The sequence below is a fragment of the Sphingomonas sp. GCM10030256 genome, from assembly GCF_042666415.1.
Classification (GTDB): Bacteria; Pseudomonadota; Alphaproteobacteria; order Sphingomonadales; family Sphingomonadaceae; genus Sphingomicrobium.
Genome location: NZ_JBHTDI010000002.1, coordinates 224691 through 241730, shown reverse-complemented (window position 1 = coordinate 241730; position 17040 = coordinate 224691). Strand labels below are relative to the sequence as shown.

General features: G+C 66.2%; 13 protein-coding genes. 5 read left to right on the top strand and 8 right to left on the bottom strand.

Going from position 1 to position 17040, the window contains the following annotated elements; all coding sequences use genetic code 11:
- Positions 1 to 40 precede the first annotated feature (40 nt).
- The gene (locus ACFQPG_RS08980; protein WP_380812204.1) at positions 41 to 193 is read left to right on the top strand and encodes a hypothetical protein; all 153 of its coding nucleotides are present in this window, start codon (positions 41 to 43) and stop codon (positions 191 to 193) included.
- A gap of 46 nt (positions 194 to 239) precedes the next feature.
- Here the strand turns inward: ACFQPG_RS08980 and addB are convergent, their stop codons facing one another.
- The 5 genes from addB to ACFQPG_RS08955 are packed head-to-tail and all read right to left on the bottom strand — an operon-like array spanning position 240 to position 7698.
- Positions 240 to 3170, bottom strand: a complete 2931-nt coding sequence (gene addB / locus ACFQPG_RS08975; RefSeq protein ID WP_380812202.1) for a double-strand break repair protein AddB — start codon at positions 3168 to 3170, stop codon at positions 240 to 242.
- Positions 3163 to 3924, bottom strand: coding sequence for a nucleotidyltransferase family protein (locus ACFQPG_RS08970; protein WP_380812200.1), 762 nt, complete (start codon positions 3922 to 3924; stop codon positions 3163 to 3165). The genes addB and ACFQPG_RS08970 overlap by 8 nt, the downstream gene beginning before the upstream one ends.
- Positions 3921 to 4925: an aminoglycoside phosphotransferase family protein gene (locus ACFQPG_RS08965; protein ID WP_380812198.1), complete on the bottom strand. Its 1005-nt coding sequence runs from the start codon at positions 4923 to 4925 to the stop codon at positions 3921 to 3923. The genes ACFQPG_RS08970 and ACFQPG_RS08965 overlap by 4 nt, the downstream gene beginning before the upstream one ends.
- Positions 4910 to 5347: a tRNA (adenosine(37)-N6)-threonylcarbamoyltransferase complex ATPase subunit type 1 TsaE gene (gene tsaE / locus ACFQPG_RS08960; RefSeq protein WP_380812196.1), complete on the bottom strand. Its 438-nt coding sequence runs from the start codon at positions 5345 to 5347 to the stop codon at positions 4910 to 4912. The genes ACFQPG_RS08965 and tsaE overlap by 16 nt, the downstream gene beginning before the upstream one ends.
- Positions 5344 to 7698, bottom strand: coding sequence for an ATP-binding protein (locus tag ACFQPG_RS08955; RefSeq protein WP_380812194.1), 2355 nt, complete (start codon positions 7696 to 7698; stop codon positions 5344 to 5346). Before ACFQPG_RS08955 ends, tsaE begins: the two co-directional genes overlap by 4 nt.
- A 355-nt stretch (positions 7699 to 8053) precedes the next feature.
- On the opposite strand from ACFQPG_RS08955, the gene ACFQPG_RS08950 reads away from it, so the two are divergent.
- Complete coding sequence (locus ACFQPG_RS08950; RefSeq protein ID WP_380812192.1) at positions 8054 to 11302, top strand: TonB-dependent receptor domain-containing protein; 3249 nt, start codon at positions 8054 to 8056, stop codon at positions 11300 to 11302.
- Positions 11303 to 11375: 73 nt separating this feature from the next.
- Positions 11376 to 12368 carry a 2OG-Fe(II) oxygenase gene (locus tag ACFQPG_RS08945; RefSeq protein ID WP_380812190.1) on the top strand — a complete coding sequence of 331 codons (993 nt, stop codon included), beginning with the start codon at positions 11376 to 11378 and terminating at the stop codon, positions 12366 to 12368.
- A 63-nt stretch (positions 12369 to 12431) separates the two neighbouring features.
- Here the strand turns inward: ACFQPG_RS08945 and ahcY are convergent, their stop codons facing one another.
- Together ahcY and ACFQPG_RS08935 are read right to left on the bottom strand one after the other, a co-directional pair.
- Positions 12432 to 13838 carry an adenosylhomocysteinase gene (ahcY, locus tag ACFQPG_RS08940; protein WP_380812188.1) on the bottom strand — a complete coding sequence of 469 codons (1407 nt, stop codon included), beginning with the start codon at positions 13836 to 13838 and terminating at the stop codon, positions 12432 to 12434.
- A 119-nt stretch (positions 13839 to 13957) separates the two neighbouring features.
- Positions 13958 to 14530 carry a YqgE/AlgH family protein gene (locus tag ACFQPG_RS08935; RefSeq protein ID WP_380812186.1) on the bottom strand — a complete coding sequence of 191 codons (573 nt, stop codon included), beginning with the start codon at positions 14528 to 14530 and terminating at the stop codon, positions 13958 to 13960.
- A gap of 110 nt (positions 14531 to 14640) precedes the next feature.
- Here ACFQPG_RS08935 and ACFQPG_RS08930 point away from each other — a divergent pair, with 110 nt between their 5' ends.
- Positions 14641 to 15123: a peroxiredoxin gene (locus tag ACFQPG_RS08930; protein WP_380812184.1), complete on the top strand. Its 483-nt coding sequence runs from the start codon at positions 14641 to 14643 to the stop codon at positions 15121 to 15123.
- A 249-nt stretch (positions 15124 to 15372) separates the two neighbouring features.
- Here ACFQPG_RS08930 and ACFQPG_RS08925 read toward each other — a convergent pair whose 3' ends face one another.
- The gene (locus ACFQPG_RS08925) at positions 15373 to 15750 is read right to left on the bottom strand and encodes a hypothetical protein (protein WP_380812183.1); all 378 of its coding nucleotides are present in this window, start codon (positions 15748 to 15750) and stop codon (positions 15373 to 15375) included.
- Positions 15751 to 15842: 92 nt separating this feature from the next.
- Here ACFQPG_RS08925 and ACFQPG_RS08920 point away from each other — a divergent pair, with 92 nt between their 5' ends.
- Positions 15843 to 16934, top strand: a complete 1092-nt coding sequence (locus ACFQPG_RS08920; protein ID WP_380812181.1) for an SDR family oxidoreductase — start codon at positions 15843 to 15845, stop codon at positions 16932 to 16934.
- Positions 16935 to 17040: the final 106 nt, after the last annotated feature.

Here is a 17040-nt window from a genome sequence, read left to right as displayed (position 1 = left end):
CGTTTATTGGGCCGACCGCAGATCAGGGGAAGACAACAGCATGAGCGACGCCGCCGACAAGAAGCCCGCCAAGGCGAAGTCCGACAAGCCGGAAGCCAAGCAGTTCCGCGCCGGAATGGCGGTGGGCATCGGTTCGGCGGCGATCGTCGCCGCCTTGCTCTACGCGCGGTCGGGCAAGCCGAAGAAGAAGTGATCCATATCACTGTCAGGAGCCGTATGCCCTGGGCTGTTCACGAGCATCAATCCCGTCCGTACCATTCCTCCAGCCGCATCAGCTGGTCGTAATCACCATAAGGCGCGTAGGCTGGATGAAGCTTAGCGGTGAAGGGCTCCTCGCCGCGCAGCCACTTTGCCGCGGCGGCGGCAAAGTGGCGCTCCGCTTGCTCGAGGAAGGCCACGGCGTCCCCGTCATCGGGGGATTCAACATAGCCGAACGCCTGACGGCCGGGCTTCTTGGCCAGCGACCAATATTCGTGTGCCCCGGACTCCCCGGCCACCGCCTCGAACCCACCGCGCGAGGCGATGAGCCCAAGCAGGCCGAGCTGCAGCGCGAACCCTTCCTGCACCGCGGTCTTCGAGGGCGGTTTGCCGGTCTTGTAGTCGAGGATCGCGACGCGGCCGTTGGCGAGACGGTCGATCCGGTCCGCCTTGCCATGCACCGTCACCCCGGCAATCTCCGCTTCGCCCTTGGCCTCGGCTGCAAGGGGGCGGCGACCCGCCTCGCGGTTGCTGCGCTCCTGCGCCGCCAGCCAGTCGATCGCTTCCAGCAGGCGCGGCTGCCACAGCGCCCGCAGCAGCGGGTGGATCGCCTCGTCCAGCAGCAAGTCCCGGGCCCGCGGAAGCAGCGCTTCGGGGTCGCACTGGTCCTCCGCCAGCCACAGTTCCAGCACCTTGTGGACCGCGCTGCCCTTCCACGCTGCGGTGTGGTCGGCGTCCACCGGGTCCAGGCTGCGCAGTTTCAGCATGGCCTGCGCATAAAACGCGAACGGGTCGGCCTGAAGCCGGTCGACTGCGGTGACCGCGAGCCGGGTCGGCCGATCGGCAACCGGCGGGCATGGCGCGGGGCGGCTCCCGGGCCGGTACTCCGCGGGCGCATCGATCGCCGCGGCGAGCCGTTCCAGCCGGACATCGCGGGCCAGCCCGCCCGTCATTGCCATCAGGCGCAGCAGGAAGCGCGACGCGACCGTGGGCGAGCGGCTGTCCCGCCGCGCGCGAGTGATCAGCACTCTCGGGGCGCCGAGCGCGCTGGCGAAATCGTGGGCCGACAAGCCGATGCGATATTCCAGGCCCGGGAGGCGGAGGTTGGCGCGGATCTTCGGCGCGAGCCACGGGTCGGGCTGCGGCAAGGCCGGCCAAGTGCCTTCGTTGAGGCCGCCCAGGATCATCAGGTCGGCCTGCTGGAGCCGGGCTTCGAGTAGGCCGAGGATGGCGATCCGCGGGTGGCCGCCGAACGGAGGGCGGACCGCTCGTTCGTCGAGCAGTTGGCGGAGCAGCGGCACGGCATCTTCCGCCGCGAGCAGGACCGAGTCCGTCCCCTCCCCTGCCTCCAGGTCGCTCAGCAGTTCGGCGGCGGCGCGGCCGTCCGGTCCGCTCCATGCCCGGTCCCCGGCAATCGCATGCGCCATTTCCCGCAAGCGGGCGGCGAAAGCAGCGAGCGAGGTTGGGCCGGCGAGCGCCGCCTCGACCTGTTCAAGGCAAGGCCGCACGTTGCGCCAGGCCTTGCCGCAGCCACGGCTCTGGCGTTCCTTGTCCTTCTCGGCGCAATGCGCATCGATGCCGGCCAGCCCTTCCGGCGGGCGGGGTCCGCGCAGCGCCAGGTCGAGCAAGCGCGCGGCGTCCAGCCACGCCTGCCGGTCATCAGCCTGCCCGGCCAACGGGTGCTTGATGAGCGCAAGGGTCGCAACCGGCGCGAGCCGCTCAGCGGCCGCGGCGGCGATCCCGAGCAACAGGGTCCCGGCGGGGGTTTGCGAGAGGGGCTTGCCGGCGCTGTCATCCGCCTGCACTCCCCAGCGCTGAAGCAAGGCGGAGACCCGCGCCGCAAGGAGGCGGTCGGGCGTGACTAGCGCGGCGGTTTGCCCCGGCGTTTCGAGCGCTTCCCGCAGGCCGATCGCGATCGCCTGTGCCTCCGAGGCTGGGTCCGGAAGCTCGGCATAGCGCACGCCCGTCAGCCGCCGCTCGGGCGGGGCGAGGCCGTTCCACTTGTCCGTGAAGCGGGCGGCCGTCATGGCATGGGCGATGGCCCGCCCGCGCACCGCTGGTGCCGATGCGCGGCCTGCGCGCGGCCATACATCTGCCTCTTCGCGGCCAACCCCGATCCGGTCGAGCAGCCGCTTGAGGTGGAACTGTGGATGGGTTTCGTCAGCGTGGCCGTCGTCCGGGTCGAGAGCGTCCCATTCCTCCTCGCTCATCGCGGCGACCGGGCTGAGCGCCGGCAGCACCACCGCGCCGTCCGGCATGCGAGCGACCTGGGCCAGCAAGGCGGCAACCGCCGGGGCGGAGGTGGTAATGCCGGCGGCGATGGTGAACCCGTCGGGCGGAGCGTCGCCCCAGCGCTTCGCCAATCCGCGCAGCAGGCGATTGCGCCGCTCCGCCAGATCAATCCCCCCCATGGCGGCAAGTTGCTCCGGCCACGCCTTCAACAAGGCCTGCAGCCGGGCGAGCGACAACTGCCAGTGCCCCGCGAGCTCCGGTGCGTCGAGCGCGGCCTCGGCCAGCTTGGCGGGCGGCACTTCCTCGATCAGCAACGCGTCGAGGGTACGGGCGAGGTCCGCGGCCAGACGGAAGCTTTCCGCGGCGCTCATCGACTCGCCAGGCTGTCCGCGCACCAGCCGTGCCAAAGTGACCAGCCGTACCAGCGGATCCACCGACGCAGGCAGCGGCTCCGCGTCGGCCGGGTCGAGCGCACCGCCGATTCGATCGTCGAGTTCCGGGTCGCCGATCGCGATCAGCCTGGGGAGGAGCAGCCCACCACCGCTCGCGCGGACGAACGCCTCCGTCACCGTGCGCACCGCGCGGTTGTTCGGCAGCAGGATCCGCCCGCGAGCGAGCGCCAACGGATCGGCTCCATGCTGGGCGATCAGCCCGGCAGCGAGCGCATCGGCGAAGCTGCGATGCGCACCGATTGTGAACACCCGCGGGCGAACGGCCGTGCCGCCGGCCTCGTCAGGCAAAGTTGAGCGCCCGTTCGGTCGCAGTGATCGCGGGAGGCGAGCCGACATCGAACCATAGCCCCTGATGGACCACGCCGAAGCAGCGGCCCCCCTCGATCGCGCGGTCCCACAGGAGGTTGGTCGAGAATGGCCCGTCCGGCGCTCCGTCCAGCATGCTCTTGGCCATGATCTGGATGCCGGTGAAGACGAACGGCGCGACCTTGCTGCGGGTTCGGCGGCGAAGCCGGCCGTCGCGGTCCATGTGGAAGTCGCCCTGCCCCGAATGATTGCCGGCGCGGGCATGCGGAACCAGCAGGAGCAATGCGTCCATCCGCTCGGCGTCCCAATGAGACGCCAGCAGCTTGAGCGTGTCGGTCGGTCCGTCGACCCAGAAATTGTCGCTGTTCACCGCCAGGAACGGGTCGCAATCGATCAGCGGAAGCGCCCGCTTCAGCCCGCCGCCGGTCTCCAGCAGGAGGTCGCGCTCATCGGACACGGCGACCTCCAGGCCCTGAACATGGTTGCGGAGATGCGCTTCCAGAGCATCGGCAAGGTAATGGACGTTGACCACCACGCGCTCGACCCCGGCCACCCGCAACCGGTCGAGCACATGGTCGAGCAGCGCCTTGCCCGCCACCTCCACCAGCGGCTTGGGGCGGGTTGCGGTCAGGGGCCGCATCCGCTTGCCCAGCCCCGCGGCCATCACCATCGCGGTGCGCGGGACCGGTGCTTCGATCTCAGGTCGAAGCCGCAGGCTCTGGCGGACATTGCTCACGCCGCGATCGCCTCGGTCCAGGGAGCCGAGCGGCAGTCCGGCGGGACATTACGGTCGAACCAGGCGCGCACTCCGGCCAAGTGCGGACGTTCGAGGTCGCGTTCCAGTAGCCCCCACATCCGGGGCTGAAAGGCGCGGTAATGCGGCTTGCCGTCGCGCTTCCACAATCGCGTGAAGACGCCAAGGATGCGTGTGTTGCGCTGTGCCGCCAACGCCCAATAGGCGGCCTCGAAGGCGGGAGGGGCCGCGGTCGCGGCGACGTAGCGGTCGATCATCGCTCGTTCGACCTCGGGCGACACGTCGCGGCGCGCGTCCTCCAGCACGGAGCACAGATCGTAGGCCGGGTGGCCGGCAAGCGCGTCCTGGAAATCGAGCAGCCCGAAGTGAGCCACCCCCTGGCGTCCGGCGACCAGCATCACATTCTCGGCATGATAGTCGCGCAGCACGGTGACCGGTCCCAGCCCGTCCCGTGCCACCGGGGCAAGCGCCTCCGTCCAGGCCTCCCGGTAGCCGTCCACATCGACCTGCAGGTCGAGCGCCCGGCAGTACCAGTCGGGGAACAGCATCAGCTCGTCCAGCCACTGGTCCAAACCATGCCGCGGCAGGCCCTCCATTGGTGGATGGCGGTGCAGGTGGACCAGGACGTCGGTAGCGACCTCGTACAAATCGCGCTCGCGTCCAGGAGCGGCGTCCAGCGCCTCTCGCAGCCGGTCGTTACCCAGGTCGCTGAGCAGCAGCAGGCCCCCTTCGATATCCCGCGCCAGGATCTCGGGCGCGGACAAGCCGGCATTGCCGAGCCATTCGGCGACCGCCACGAAAGGGCGCGGATCCTCGTTTGGCGGGGGCGCGTCCATCAGCACCGCGAGCCGCTCACCGTGCACGACCCGGAAGTAGCGGCGGAAGGAGGCATCGCCCGCGAGGGGCAGGATCGCCGCGCCAGCCCAGCCGTTGGCCGCAAGGAAGTCGGCGGCGTGCGGCGGAGGAGTCATTGTGGAGGCCATCGTCCCTCCCATGCCGCGGGCACCTCGGCTGTCAAGGAGCGAGCGCCGTCCGGTGCGAAATCGATGAAGAGCCGAAGCGCCTCGGGCCAGGCACCCGCGCCCGCGCGCTCCGGCCATTCAACGAGCAGGCAGCCATCCTCGAGCACGCCGTCGAGGCCGAGCTCCGCCAGCTCCGACGAATCCTCCAGCCGATAAAGGTCGGCATGCCAGATCGGCAGCGGCAAATCGTCGTACGGCTGGACGATCGCGAAGCTGGGGCTCGGAACCTCACCGGCATGTCCCGCCGCCCGAAGAATGGCGCGGGCCAACGCAGTCTTCCCTGCTCCCAGGGGACCGGACAGGGCCACCACGTCGCCCGGCATCAAGCGCTTGGCGAGCGCCCGTCCCACGCGCCGCGTCGCGCCCTCGTCGCCCAGGATCATGCGGATTTCCGGGGAATGGTCAGGATCACCTCGGTTCCCTTGCCCAGCTCCGATCTGAGCTCAACCGTTCCGCCGTGCGCCTCGATAAACTGCCGGGTGAGCGGAAGACCAAGACCAAGCGCCGCCTCCCCCCGGCTGCTGCCGATCCGGGTGAAGCGATCGAACACCCGCTGCTGGTCTTCCGCAGCGATGCCGGGCCCATGGTCGCGGACCGACACTAGCGCCTGGCGGTCGTCGCCCGACGCACTGACCAGGACCTGTCCCCGCGCCTCCGAATGCGCGAAGGCGTTGCGCAACAGATGCTCGAGCGCCTCGCGGATCCGCCTGGCGTCGCCGACCACCACGCCCGCCGACGGCTCGATCCGGCTGTCCAGCTGCAGCGCCTTCTCGGCCGCCGCCGGCTCCATCTTGTCGACCACGCTGCGAGCGAGCCCCGCAAGGTCGATCCGGTCGCGATCGAGGACCATCGCGCTCCGCGCTCCCTGCGTGAGGTCGAGCACGTCGTCGATCAGCTTGGACAGGCGGGCCACCGATTCGAGGATCGCCGCGACATAGTCCGCAGCGGCCGGCGCCAGCTTGCCGGCATAGCCCGCGGCCAGCATTTCAGCGAACCCGCCGATCGACGTCAGCGGAGTGCGCAGTTCATAACTCATGTTGGCGACAAAATCGGTCCGGACCTGGTCGGCTTCCTCCAGCGCCGTGGTGCGCTCGCGAAGCGCCGCTTCGATACGCGTGGAGTCGGTCACGTCCACCATGGTGAACAGCGCATTTCCGTCGGGCAGCGGAACGGCCGCGAACTCGAAATGCTGGCCGTCGACCATGCTCAGGCGCCCGCTGCCCTGCCGCCGCTCGGTGGTTGCCGCCCGGACTAGTTCGCGCAGCTGGGCCGCAGCGGTCGGGTTGACCAGTCGGCGCGCCATCGCGGGGACCAACTCGTCGACCCGCGGATGCTCGCCGAGCCAGCTCTCGTCGAGGTCCCAGAAACTACAGAAGCGCCGGTTCCAGAGGTAGAGCCGGCCGTCGCTGGCGAAGACGCTGATGCCTTCGAACAGATTGTCGAACGTGGCGGTACGGACCCGCAGCAGGGTGTCGCGGGCGGATGCCAGCCGCACCTGCTCGGTGCGATCCTCGAAGATCAGCCGAAGGCTTCCGTCCGGCAACGGCTGGCCGACCACCCGGAGATGGTCGCCGTTGGCGAGCGTCCATTCCTCCTCGACCGCTTCGTCAGGCGAGGTGAACCAAGCCCGGCGCTCCGCTTTCCACTGCGGGAAGTCGCGGACTTCCGGCAGGCGATGATTCTCCCGCATCCGCTCCAGGACGCGGTCGAACTCCGGCCGCTCGTTGAGCCACTCGGGTTCGAGCTGCGCCATGATGGCGAAGGGCTGGTTATAAAAGGAGAGGCTGCGATCCGCGTCGAACTGAACCGCGCCGGCGGTCATGCGGTCCGCCAGTTCCCGCTGGCTTTCGACATAGCGGCCGAGCTCGTAGCGGGCATCCTCCAGGTCCTGGATGTCCATGGCGAAACCGGCCACCGCCCCGCTGGCCAGCGGAACGTCGACAATCCGCAGCATGCGCCGCTCGCCGCCGATCGTCGCCGGCTGCGCACGCGAATAGGGCCGCCCGGTCTCGAGCGCGACCGCGGCGCCGGCGCGGGCGCCCTGCTCGCCGACCGAATCAATCAGTTCGCTTCCGCGCGCGATCACTTCGGCTGCATCGCGCCCCTCCACCGCCGCGACGAACGCCCGGTTGACGAGGCCGAGCGTCAGGTCCTTCCCTCGGTACCACATCGGGAAGGGCGCGGATTCAATGAGGTGCGTCAGGGAGTCCAGCGCCGCTTCGGTTTGGTGAAGCGAGCGTTCGAGCGCAGCCTTTTCCGCTTCCGCAGTGCTGGTGTCGAAAAGCCACAGCAAGACGGTGCCGGCCGGATTGTCAGCCGGAGCCGGGCCGCCCCGCACGTCGAGAACGCGATCTGATCCGGCCACCCGCAAGGCGCACTCGAAGCGGCCGCCGCCAAGGGCCGTGCTGCGGACATGGTCCTGCAAGGCGCGAAGGTCGTCGGCCTCGATGCCGCGCTTTCCGTGGGCCATCTGGGCAAGCGACCCCGGGACCCTGTCGAGCCCGATCTCCCGCACCAGCCGCTCGTCCATTTCGAGCGCTCCGTCGGGGCGGACCAGCAGCGGCTTCGCGGGAGCCACCGACAGCAGACCGGCAAGCGCCTTGGCGGACCGCTGCACCCCGGCCGCATGCCGCAGCCGTCGGGCAGCGCCGATCGACAAGGCTGTGGCGACGACAATCCAGACTGCGGCAAGGCCGAGGGAGAGCAGCATCGCGCCGGTCAGTTCCCCCTCCATCCCAAAGATTCAGCCCGATAGTCGGGCGTTCCTACGCGCTGGCTTATGGAGTCCGGGCAAGCTGACGTTCAACCCCAAAGGCTGTCGGCCAAGAGCTTCATGTCACGATTTCGGCCGCGCCGCCCGGCCTGTGACATTTCCGCGACAGCCGAGCGACGAAACGCTGCAAACCCAACAGAGTATTTGTGTTTGTCCGCAACTCACGAAAGAACGCCGCCCCGGATTACAGCTATCCATACCGAGGGAATAAACAGGCATGAGTAAGAGGACGTTCCTGGGCGCGACTGCGCTCCGCACTGTCGCCATGGCCGGCGTTGCGTGCGGCTTTTCCGGCGTCGCATTTGCGCAGGAGACTGTGGCGCAGCCGACCACAACGCAGGACACTGTGACGCAACCGGTCACGACGCAGGATCCTGCGACGCAGCAGACCACGACCCAGGATCCGGCCCAGGTTCCCGCGGATACCGGTGGAACGATAGCCGACGCCAAGGAAACCACCGGCGACGAGATCCTCGTGACCGGTTCGCGCATCCGTACGCCGAATCTTGAATCTGCCGCTCCGGTGACCACCCTCCGCGGCGAAGAACTTTTTCAAACCGGCAGCGTCCAGGTCGGCGACCAGCTCAATGAGCTCCCGCAGCTTCGCAGCACCTTCAGCACTGCAAACTCAACTCGGTTTCTGGGCACCCGCGGCCTGAACCTGCTTGACCTCCGCGGTCTCGGTTCGCAGCGCACCCTGGTTTTGGTGAATGGCCGCCGCCACGTTGGATCGGACGTTCTCAGCAACGGCGTGTCGGTGGACATCAACACCATCCCGTCGGATCTGATCGAGCGCGTCGACGTGGTGACCGGCGGCGCTTCGGCAGTATACGGGTCGGACGCAATCGCGGGCGTGGTCAACTTCGTGCTGCGCCGCGACTACGAAGGCATTCAGGTTCGCGGTCAGGCCGGCATCAACAAGTATGAGGTCGCCGACAATCAGTTCGTGTCCCTCCTTGCCGGCAAGAACCTCTTTGACGGCCGCGCCAACCTGACCGGCGCACTCGAGTTCTCGCACACTGGCGACTTCTATGCTTCGGAAGTCCGCCCGCTTGCGCAGAACGATGCTTTCGTGGTGGTCGAGAACGACCCGCCAGGCTCCGTCAACGGCGCTGCCGGCGGCTTTGACCGCACCTTCTTCCAGGACATCCGCTCGACGACCATTTCGCTGGGTGGCCTGGTTGCCATCCGCAACGGTGCCGCCGCGCCTTGCGGCACCGCTGCCTTCGGCGGCGCCTTCACCTGCGTCAGCCAGTTCAACACGGACGGCACACTGACGGGCGTAACCGGAACCCGCATCGGCGTTGGCCCGAATGGCAGCTTCATCGGCGGCAACGGCTACTCGGGCCGCGAAGGCAAGCTGCTGGCCCTTTCGCCGGATGTGAAGCGCTACTCCTTCAATTTGCTGGGGCATTATGAAATCACCCCCGCGATTGTGCCGTTCTTCGAAGCCAAGTATGTTCGATCCGACGCAGCCGGCTCGCAGAGCGGTCCGTTCTTCTCGCAGGGCACGACCCTTGGCGACGGCGTTCAGGTAGCAGGTTTCAATGACCGTTCGTTTGTTCTGACCGGCGCGAATGGCCCGGTAAACCGTGAAGGTGTCCGGCTCGACAACCCGTATCTCTCAGCCTCCGCTCGTGCGACCATCGCGGCGCAAGCGCTGGCGGCTATCAATGCTGGTGTGAATCCGAATACCGGGACGGCGTTCGGAACCACTGCCGCCGGACTCGCCAATCAGGCCCGTGCGCTACAGCAAGTGCAAGAAGGCTCGTTCCGCTTCGCGCTTCGCCGCAACTTCGTTGAACTCGGCATCCGCGACGAAGATTTCAAGCGTGAAACTTATCGCGGTGTCGCAGGCGTTCGCGGCGATTTCAACGACGATTGGAGCTACGAGCTTTCCGCGAACTACGGCGAGCACAAAGAAAAGAACGTCATCACCGGCAACATCAACCGTCAGCGTTACCTGCTGGCGGTCGACACAGTGCGCAACGCGTCCGGCCAGATTGTCTGCCGTTCGCAGGTTGACCCGCGGTTTGCAGGCACCGACCGTGGCGGCAATCCGGCTCAGCTGGCTGCCGACATCGCGGCCTGCGTACCCTTGAATCCGCTTGGCGATGGGAACATCAGCCCGGAAGCGCAGAATTACCTGACGGTTGATTCACGCGCCGACGGGAAGATCACCCAGTTCGACATCCTCGGCTATGTGTCGGGCGATTCGAGCCAGTTGTTCGAATTGCAGGGCGGCCCGGTCGGCTTTTCGATCGGCGGCGAATACCGTCGAGAGACGCTGAAGTATGACCTGGATGACCTGACGCAGGCCGGTTACGCGTTCTACAATGCAATCCCGAGCTTCGATGCGCCATCGTTCAAAGTGAAGGAAGCCTACGCCGAGCTGAACTTCCCGCTCGTGAAGGACTTGCCGCTTGCGCATGAGCTCACGGTTAAGGGTTCGGGACGTATCTCGGACTACAAGGGCGCGGCCGGAACGGTGAAGACCTATGGCGCCGAAGGCATCTGGAGCCCGATCCGGGACATCACCTTCCGCGGTGCGTACAACCGCTCCGTTCGCGCTCCGAACCTGTCCGAGCTTTATTCGGCTCAAGGTCAGAACTTCGCTCCAGGGTTCGGCGATCCCTGCTCTGCACGGAATCTTGCGAACGGCAGCGCCAATCGTGTTGCGAACTGCAACGCGGCAGGCCGTCCGGCCAACTATGACTATGTCTATAGCTCTTCGCTGGAAATTGTCAGCGGCGGAAACCCAGACCTTCAGGTGGAAACGTCCGACTCGATCACGATCGGCGGTTACGTGCAGCCACGCTTTATCCCCGGCCTGTCGATCTCCGCTGACTATTACGACATCAAGGTGAAGGACGTGATCACCAGCGTCGGATCGGCGCAGCAGATTGCCAACCTCTGCTACGACTCGCCAAGCCTCAGCAATCCGTTCTGCAACCTCTTCCAGCGTGCGGGCGCCTCGGGCGGTCCGCGTGGTGAGGAGCCGTTCCGGATTCTCGAAGGTTCGCTGCTGCAGAGCACGGCCAACTTTGCGAAGCTTAAGGTTCGCGGCATCGACACCCAGATCAACTATCGTCGGACGTTTGACTTTGCGCGAATCGACGTGAACGCGATTTGGACCCATGTCCTCAAGAACGAGAGCTACACGAATCCGGCGAACCCTGACTTCGTGAACGTGTTCAAGAGCGAGCTGGGCGATCCGGACGACCAGGTTAACGTGAACGTCAATGCCAAGCGGGGCAAACTGACCCTTGGATACCAGATGCGGTGGATTGACCGCATGTATCTGAATACGTTCGAGGATTATAATGGTGTGAACGACCTTCCGCCGGAGAACACTGATTATGCTCCGATCGTGAAGTACCCTGACGTATTCTACCACGACGTCCGAGTCGCGTATGACTTCACTTCGAAAATCAACGCTTACTTCGGCATCGACAATGTCGGTAACGAGTTCCCGCCATACGGCCTTACTGGCGTGGGCGGCGGCTCCGGCATCTACGACAATCGTGGCCGCTACTTCTACACGGGCTTTGTTGCGAAGTTCTGATCTCGATCAGAGCTGAAAAAGCTGGGGGGTCGGACATTGCTCCGGCCCCCCTTTTTTGCTTGTAAGAACACGCATGCCCGACTTGCCAACCGCCGTCGTCGACCACGCTAACAGCCTTGCCGATCGCGGCCAGGTAAGAGACGCGTTCCATTTGCTTAATGACGCGATCGCTCGCGGGGATGCCTTGGCAGCCGCAACGCTTGCCGATTGGCGGCTGACCGGTGCGGTTATTCGCCGCGACCTTGGCGAGGCGCGGGCGCTGTTCGGCCGCGCCGCCGAGCTGGGCCTTGACGAAGCCGAGGCTGTCTACCTTGCCCTCCTCGCGAGCGGCGCCGGCGGGATTGAGCGCCACTGGGACGAAATGCTTGAAGGACTTCACCGCCGAGGCGGCCAAAACCAGTTGGCTCGCCGCCAACTATCCCTGCTGAACGCAATGAAGCTGGACAAAGCTGGCAATCCTGCGCGCGACTTCCCCAGCGAGCAACTCCGATCCAATCCAGACATTGTTCGTTTTCCCCGTTTCCTCAGCGGTGACGAGGCAGCCTTTGTTATCGACCAAGCCAACCCGCTGTTAAGTCCTTCGGTGGTAATCGATCAAACGGGTGCCATCATCCGCGATCCGGTCCGGACTTCGAGCGCAGCAGTGTTCCCTTTCACTAGGGAGGATCCGGTCTTGCATGCGATCAATCGGCGGATTGCAGCCGTGACCCGCACTACCTACGAGCAGGGGGAACCGATCCAAGTGCTCAGCTACGAGCCGGGTCAGCAGTACAAATTGCACAGCGACGCCCTGCCGACCGGGCACAATCAGCGCGCGATGACTTTTTTAGTCTACCTCAATGATGACTATGCGGGCGGGGAGACGCAGTTTCCCGACTCGAACTTGACTCACCGCGGCGAGCGCGGGGACGGTCTCTTGTTCCACAATATCGACTCACACGGGCAGCCGTACGCCGCTGCGCGTCATGCTGGGCTGCCGGTCCGGCAAGGACGCAAGCTGCTTCTGTCCAAGTGGATTCGGGTCGCGCCGCTGGACCTCTCCGGGGCTCCCGGCCGACCGTTCTAGCGGCAATAAGGCCGGGAGCGGATCACCGCTCTCGGCCCCGTGCAGACTTTTGAGCTCTCACCCTTAGTAGCGGTAGTGTTCCGGCTTGAACGGGCCCTGCGGCTTCACGCCGATATAGGCCGCCTGCTTGTCCGACAGCGTGGTGAGCTTCACGCCCAGCTTGTCGAGGTGCAGCGCCGCGACCTTTTCGTCGAGGTGCTTCGGCAGGACGTAGACGTCCTTGCCGTACTGCTCGGAGCGGGTCCACAGCTCGATCTGCGCCAGCACCTGGTTGGTGAAGCTGCTGCTCATGACGAAGCTCGGGTGACCGGTGGCGCAGCCCAGGTTCACCAGGCGGCCCTTGGCCAGCACGATGATCTTCTTGCCGTCGGCAAACTCGACCTCGTCGACCTGCGGCTTGATCTCCGTCCACTTCATGTTGTTCAGGCCGGCGATCTGGATCTCGCTGTCAAAGTGGCCGATGTTGCAGACGATCGCCATGTTCTTCATCGCCCGCATATGGTCGAGCGTGATGACGTCCATGTTGCCAGTGGCGGTAACGAAGATGTCGGCACGACCTGCAGCCTCCTCCATCGTCACGACCTCATAGCCTTCCATCGCCGCCTGCAATGCGCAGATCGGATCGACTTCGGTCACCAGCACGCGCGCGCCGCCGTTGCGGAGCGAGGCGGCCGAGCCCTTGCCGACGTCGCCGAAACCGGCAACCACGGCGACCTTGCCGGCCAGCATGACGTCCGTCGCGCGGCGGATCGCGTCCACCAGCGATTCCTTGCAGCCGTAAAGGTTGTCGAACTTCGACTTGGTGACGCTGTCGTTGACGTTGATCGCCGGGAACGGGAGCTTGCCCTGCTTGGACAGCTCGTACAGCCGGTGAACACCGGTGGTGGTCTCTTCAGACACGCCCTTAATGGCCTGAACCGTCCTGGTGAGGTATCCTGGACGCTCCTTGAGGAAGCGGTTCAGCGTCGCGACGAACACTTCCTCTTCCTCGTTGGTCGGATCGAACAGGCTCTCGCCTGCCTCAACCCGCGCACCCCACAGCGCGAACATGGTCGCGTCGCCGCCATCGTCGAGGATCAGGTTGCACGTCTGGTCCTGCCCCCAATCGAAGATGCGGACGACATAGTCCCAATATTCCTCCAGGGTTTCGCCCTTCACGGCGAACACCGGAACACCGGTCTTGGCGATGGCCGCGGCCGCGTGGTCCTGCGTCGAATAGATGTTGCAGCTCGCCCAGCGGACGTCGGCGCCGAGCGCGGTCAGCGTCTCGATCAGCACGGCGGTCTGGATGGTCATGTGCAGCGAACCGGTGATCCGAGCACCCTTCAGCGGCTTTGACGCGCCATATTCCTCCCGCAGAGCCATGAGACCCGGCATTTCGGTCTCGGCGATCTCGATCTCCTTGCGGCCGAAGTCGGCGAGGCTGAGGTCCTTGACCAGATAGTCGCGCTCAAGAGTCTGGGTAGCCACGTTGCTGTTTCTCCAATGGGGACAGGACCGCCGGCGGCAGGGCCACGGTTGTTCGCCCGCGCCCCTAGCCCAGCCAGTCATATAAAGAAAGCTTTATATGTGCTTTCCTGACGCTGCCATCAGGCTGCGCCGGTCTCGCTGCTGAGCAGGCGGGGGTCCACCCCGGCGCTGCGGAAGGCGGTTCCCCAGCGCTCGTCGGTCGGAGTGTCGAACAGCAGGGCCGGCTTGCCGGCGCAGACGAACCAGCCGTGCCGGGTCATCTCCTCTTCCAGCTGCCCGCCTGCCCATCCAGCATAGCCGAGCGCCGCCAGCCATTGCGAAGGCCCGCGGCCCTCGGCGATCGCCTTGAGCACGTCGATGGTTCCGGTCAGAGCGCACAACTCGCCCCCCGCTCCAACCACGTGCAGCGTGTCCTCGCCGCCCCAGTCGGTGGAATGAAGCACGAAACCCCGCCCGGGCTCGACCGGCCCGCCGTGGTGGATGGCACAATCGGGCGCCTCACCCGGATCGATCTCCAACTGCTTGAGCAGCCCGCGGAAGCGCAAGCCGGCCCGCTTGTGGCCGATGCCAATGCCGACCGCGCCATTCTCGTCATGGACGCAGACAGCGATTACCGCCCGTTCGAAGCGCGGATCGGCCATTCCCGGCATCGCCAGTAGCAATTGGCCGGAGAGGAAAGGAGCTTGGTCCATTGCCGCGAAGCATGCGTGTCCGGCTCGGTTGGGGCAACCCCCTCCCCGCACTTGTGGCGCCATGCCGCCCCGCTTATCTGCCGGCCACCCGCAAACAGGAGACTTCCAACATGGCCATCAAGGTCGGCGACCGCCTTCCCGACGTTCCGCTTACCATCGCAACTGGCGAGGGTCCCCAGCCGACCACAACCGCCGAATATTTCGCCGGCAAGAAAGTGGCCTTGTTCGCCGTTCCCGGTGCCTACACCCCGACCTGCTCGGCCAAGCATCTGCCGTCGTTCGTGGGAAAGGCCGACGAGTTGAAGAGCAAGGGCGTCGACGAGATCGCCTGCACCTCCGTCAACGATGCGTTCGTGATGAGCGCCTGGAACCGCGAGCAGGGCAGCGAGAACATCACCATGCTGGCCGACGGCAACGGTCAGCTGGCGCAGGCGCTCGGCCTGGAGATGGACGGAAGCAAGTTCGGAATGGGCTCGGTCCGCTCGCAGCGTTATTCCATGGTCGTCAACGATGGGGTGGTGGAGCAGCTGAACCTGGAAGCCCCCGGCGAATATCAGGCATCGAGCGCCGAGACGATGCTGTCTCAAATCTAACGGTTTTTCTGTCCGTCGCAGCGCCCCTTCTCCCTGTCGAGTTGGGGCGCAACGATGGCGCCAGAAGCGCGTTGGCCCCTCGAACTCGCGTGAAAAGGAGCAAGACGTGGCCAAGGACAGAGACACCGATCGTAACGATCGGAATCGCCGCAGTGAGCGCAGCTACAGCGGCCTCGGAATCAGGGACACAATGCGCTCTCGCCCGGTTACCGCGGCAGCGGTTGCTACGGCGGCGGCGGCTGCAGGTGCCTATCTGTGGTCCCGGCGGAGCGGAAGCGGCTCGCAGCCGATCATGAAGTGGGGCCAGCAGGACAGCAACGAGCAGTCCAGCAGCGAGAGCCGCACCTTGGAGACTGCAAGCGCTACACCGAGCGCCGCCGCAGGCACCTCGCCAACCGGGACCAGCGGCCGTGGCAGCCGGTCGAGCGGCAGCAAGGCTGGAAGCAGCAGCAGCGGGATGAGCAGCAGCAGCGCTAACACGGGCACGAGCGGCAGCACTGGCTCAACCCAGCCGGCCAGCGGCACCAGCTCCGCGGCAACTGGCGGCACCCGGAGCGGCAGCGGCGGCTCGACCGCCGGATCCGCGGGCGGCACGGGCCTCGACCAGACATCCAAGGACCAGACCAAGAGCGGCGCGATCTCATACGGCGCGTAAGCTCAACTGGAACGAACAACCGAGGGGCGCCGTTGGCGCCCCTCGTCTTATCGGGAGCGAACACATGGCCGAGCCGCTGAAACCCTTGTCCGACCAGCGCATGGTGATCACCGGCGCCACCAGCGGTATCGGCCTCGCAACCGCTCGCCGGGCCGCCGGGGCCGGAGCGGAGGTGCTTCTGGCCGCCCGCAACGACCAGGCGCTGGACGAAGCCGTGGTCAGCATCCGCAACAAGGGCGGGCGGGCCTACTCCGTGGCGCTGGACGTGGCCGACGAGGGGGCAGCGGCCGAGATCGCGGCCAAGGCGATCGCCGAGTTCGGCGGGTTCGATACCTGGGTGAACGATGCCGCCGTGGCGCTGTACGCGCCGCTCGAAGAGGTCACCTTGGCCGAGCATCGCCGTGTGTTCGACGTTGGCTACTTCGGACTGGTGCAAGGCAGCCTTGAGGCGGTGAAGCACCTGAAGGGCCGTGCCGGAGCCCTGATCAACCTCGGCTCAGTGCTGTCGAACCGCTCGATTCCGCTGCAGGGGCCTTATTGCGCGATGAAGGCTGCGGTCATGAACTTCACCGATGCCTTGCGGATGGAGTTGGAGGAAGACGGCTCGCCGATGCAGGTCACGCTGATCAAGCCGTCCGCGATCGACACGCCCTACCCCGAACATGCCCGGAACAAGCTGTCGAAGCCCGCCCGGCTACCGCAGCCGATCTACGACGTGGAGCTGGTCGCCAAGGCAATCTGCTTTGCCGCCGAACACCGCCGCCGCCAGCTGATCGTCGGTGGCGGCGGACTCGCGCTCACGACACTCGCGCCGGCTTTTCCGCGCCTTGCCGACAAGGCGATGGAGGTGGCCGGAGGCGAGTTCAGCCAGACCAGCGACGTTCCGCCCTCCCCTGGCACCAACGACAATCTATTCGAGCCGCGAGCCGACGGGCGGACGGAAAGCAACCAGCAGCCGATCACTCGCCAGACCTCGCTGTTCCTGGAAGCGCAAATGCACCCGTTCGCGGCGGCAGCGACGATCGGCGGACTGGCGGTCCTGGCCGGGGCCGCGGCAGCGATTGGCGGCGTGTCCTGGCTCAACCAGCGCCGCCACGATATCGGCACCCGCGATGCGGAGCGTAGGCTTCGGGCGGCCGGGATGGCGGCGGAGTAGCGCAGCCCCTCTCCCGCTTGCGGGAGCGGGAGGGAGCCGCGAAGTGGCGGAAGGGTGAAGGCGAGGGTGCGATCTCAGCGGTGCAGGCCGTTATGGGGATAAACCC

Excerpts from the sequence above, each read along its gene's own strand:
- ACFQPG_RS08935 (WP_380812186.1), bottom strand. The coding sequence starts at position 14,530 with ATGGACCAAGCTCCTTTCCTCTCCGGCCAATTGCTACTGGCGATGCCG.
- ACFQPG_RS08980 (WP_380812204.1), top strand. The coding sequence starts at position 41 with ATGAGCGACGCCGCCGACAAGAAGCCCGCCAAGGCGAAGTCCGACAAG.
- ACFQPG_RS08965 (WP_380812198.1), bottom strand. The coding sequence starts at position 4,925 with ATGGCCTCCACAATGACTCCTCCGCCGCACGCCGCCGACTTCCTTGCG.
- tsaE (WP_380812196.1), bottom strand. The coding sequence starts at position 5,347 with ATGATCCTGGGCGACGAGGGCGCGACGCGGCGCGTGGGACGGGCGCTC.
- ACFQPG_RS08955 (WP_380812194.1), bottom strand. The coding sequence starts at position 7,698 with ATGGAGGGGGAACTGACCGGCGCGATGCTGCTCTCCCTCGGCCTTGCC.
- ACFQPG_RS08930 (WP_380812184.1), top strand. The coding sequence starts at position 14,641 with ATGGCCATCAAGGTCGGCGACCGCCTTCCCGACGTTCCGCTTACCATC.
- ACFQPG_RS08945 (WP_380812190.1), top strand. The coding sequence starts at position 11,376 with ATGCCCGACTTGCCAACCGCCGTCGTCGACCACGCTAACAGCCTTGCC.
- ACFQPG_RS08920 (WP_380812181.1), top strand. The coding sequence starts at position 15,843 with ATGGCCGAGCCGCTGAAACCCTTGTCCGACCAGCGCATGGTGATCACC.